General features: G+C 69.6%; 1 protein-coding gene. It reads right to left on the minus strand.

Annotated features, from left to right (window positions below; translation table 11 throughout):
- Positions 1 to 118: 118 nt before the first annotated feature.
- Entirely contained in the window at positions 119 to 1498 is a 1380-nt protein-coding gene (locus tag ACWD6R_RS40465; protein WP_451823324.1) for an IS1380 family transposase, read from the minus strand.
- Positions 1499 to 1659: the final 161 nt, after the last annotated feature.

Consider the following 1659-nt stretch of genomic DNA (forward strand, 5'->3'; position numbering starts at 1 on the left):
CGTGGGTGGTGCCGGTCAGGGGTGCGCGTCGGCTGTCGTGCCGGATGACGCCGGGTTCCACGGGCCCGGGGTCTGCCGGTGGCCTCCTCTCGATGCTTGGCGGGATCGTTCGTGCTGGTCAGGTGGGGTGGGGCAGGGCGAGGATCCGGGTGAAGGCCCGGATGATCGCCGTGGCCCAGGGCCAGGTGTCGGGGAGCTTGAGGCGGCGTTTTCGCTGGCCGTGCACGAGGCGTGCGGGCACGTGGAGGATGCGGTAGCGCAGGGTCTTCGGGGTCGCCTTGGTGAGTTCGCCGTCCAGGGCGAGGAGTTGGAGCCAGCGGCGTAGGTCGGCGGCGAGGGTGGTCGCGGTCAGCCAGGCGGCGTTCACGCCCAGCTCACGGGAGGGCAGCAGGCCCATCCCGGACGCTTTCTGATCGCGGATCTTGGGCTCGACCCTGGCATGTTTGCGGTGCCGGCCGTCGAGGTGAGCGATCTGACCGCGGCGGTGGTTGGTCGCGAAGGTCTGGTAGCGCATGCCCTTCTCGGTCTCGTACGGGCTGGCGTCCTTGAGGTAGCGGGGATGCAGGGGCTCCTTGCGGGCGATCACCCGGTGATGCGGGGGCCAGCCCGAAAGGTCGCCGAGCAGGGCGGTGATGTCGGCGACGAGCGCGTCTTCGCGCACGGCACCGTCCGCGCCACCGCCGGCCGGCTGCCACAGACCGTGCGCATCACAGACCTCGATGGCGGCCTGTTCACGCATCGTGAAGGCCCAGCCGACGGAGTACTCCCAACGGAAGGTCGGGCTCTTGCGGCCGCCCGCGGAGGCGATCCAGTCGATCAGCCGGTGGGAGAAGCCCGCCCCGTCCACCCGGAAGAGAATCTTCTGCCGCCGCCACCAGGGAAGTTGGGCCACCGCGCGGGTCAGGATGTCGATGTTCACGTCCGCGTCGTTGGCGCTGACGTTGCCCGGATGCAGCGTCGCGGCGAGCTGTTCGCCGGTGTTGTCACACGCGGCGACGAACACGTGATGTCCCAGGAAGCCCTTGTAGGTGCCGTGGGCCCCTTCCTTCTCCGACGGTGCCGCGATCAGCGTCCCGTCGCTGTCGATCACCGTCCAGCCGGTCAAGGGCGCCCCCTCGACCATCACTTCGGGAAACCCCTCGGGGCTCTGTCGCAGCAGTTCATACACGTGACGGCGCACCGCCGCACGGGCCCGCTCGATCCGGGCCAAGCCCAGCTCGTCGGTCTCCTTCAACGCCCGCCACACGGTGGGGAAGGACGCGACCGGGCCGAAGACCGGCCGCTGATGCTCCAGGAGCCGGACATCGCGGATGCACCCCGCCCCGAGCGTGATGGCCACCGCGAGATCGACCATGACCTGACCCCGGTCATGGACCGGCACGAACCCCGGCCGCGCAAGGGCCGCCGACAGCGCGCCGGTCAGCCCGGTCCGCTCCGCCAGCAACCGCAGATGCACACCGCCCACATGCCCGACCTGCCCCTTCCCGTCCCCCGACATGGCCAGACCCCGGCTCCACTCGCTACCCTGCACGTGAAAGGTGCCCCCACCTGTCGACGAACCGACCCTAGACAAGCCGGATCATCGCAGGTCAACGGGGCACCTTCTTCATGAGATGACGCCCAGTCACCGACTTTGAAAGCGCCGCGAAACACCGAGGC

This window comes from Streptomyces sp. NPDC005151, assembly GCF_053599875.1.